Here is a 1289-nt window from a genome sequence, read left to right on the forward strand (position 1 = left end):
CATATTTTCGGCAAGGTCTTAGGGGGCTCGATGCCCCCTGGGACCTTTGGTGAAGATGGCATAAGACCGTCGTTCGCCATATTTTCGGCGTTCCAAAGATACGTTATATTTTTCTTTTTTGCAAGCATTTATCTCTTTTTCCAAAGATTTCTCCCGGGCTGTTCGCCTCTATAGACATCCATCGGACATTTCATTCCTATGCTCATATGCGGTCGTCTGTAGTTGTAGAAGGCTATTGCCTTGGAGATTTCCATATTGGCCTGGTCATAATCTCGGTACATCTCCTGCTGGTAAATCCACTCAACCTTAAAGGTTCCATTCGTCCTTTCCGCCACAGGATTGTCCGTAGGATTGTACCGTTCTGTCATACTAACCCTGATATGGTGGCACATAAGAGTTTCAACATATAGGTGGCAGGCATATTGCGAACCTCTGTCAGAGTGGTGTATCGTTCCGCAGAGGTTGCCTCCTCCGGCTGCCTTAACTGCCATTAGCAATGCCTCCTTCGTATTTATAGCCTCCATGGTTTCGGATAAGCACCAGCCTATGACAGCATGTGAGTAAACATCTGTAATGAGATGGAGGTACAGGACGTTGCCGTAAATCCAAACGTAGGTTATGTCGGCTGCCCAAATGTGGTTAGCATACATTGCCGTAACACCTTGTACAAGATTAGGATACTTCCTATAAGGATGATTGGAGTCCGTTGTACGTCTTCGCTTGTTCTTGGGAAGCATAAGCCCTTCTGAAGCAAGTAGTTTTAAGAAGGAGTCGCGACCATGAGTAACATCTTCACCTAGCTCCGACTTGAGGAGGACGTGCAGTTTCACACCGCCTATCCCGGGACAGCAGGCACGATAGTAGAGTACATTGTCAACTATCAGTTTACGCCTTTGCCGCTCAGAAATCACAAGCTTGCTGCTTGCGTAATACCACTGGCGTTTCTTGCCAAACAGCCCACAGAGGAATTCCACGGATACACCGGGAAACTCCTCACGCAGCGCCGTTACTGTTTGGCACCATCTTTTTTTAAGATGCTGATACCCTCCTCGGATTCGGCTATCTCTATGAGTTTCTCATAGGCACGGCTGCGCATCTTCTCCAAAGACAATGCGTGTTGGAGGTTCACTATCTTCTGGCGCAATATCTCATTGTCTGTCAAATTCGTTTCTTTATGAGCCATACGATACCTCTCGATTACTTCCGAGGGCAAAGATAACGATTTTGAATCAACGGGCCAACGTTTCAGCCATTGGAACATTGAACCACTAGACACATTCCACTTACGC

General features: G+C 46.9%; 2 protein-coding genes. Both read right to left on the reverse strand.

Annotated features, from left to right (window positions below):
* Window positions 1-128 precede the first annotated feature (128 nt).
* Window positions 129-974 carry an IS3 family transposase gene (locus tag ETF27_RS09350; RefSeq protein WP_240048166.1) on the reverse strand — a complete coding sequence of 282 codons (846 nt, stop codon included), beginning with the start codon at window positions 972-974 and terminating at the stop codon, window positions 129-131.
* 32 nt (window positions 975-1006) lie between these two features.
* The coding region (locus ETF27_RS11365) for a hypothetical protein (protein ID WP_147785746.1) at window positions 1007-1289 on the reverse strand (283 nt) is incomplete at its 5' end.

The organism is Prevotella brunnea (assembly GCF_008016795.1).
GTDB classification, from domain to species: Bacteria; Bacteroidota; Bacteroidia; order Bacteroidales; family Bacteroidaceae; genus Prevotella; species Prevotella brunnea.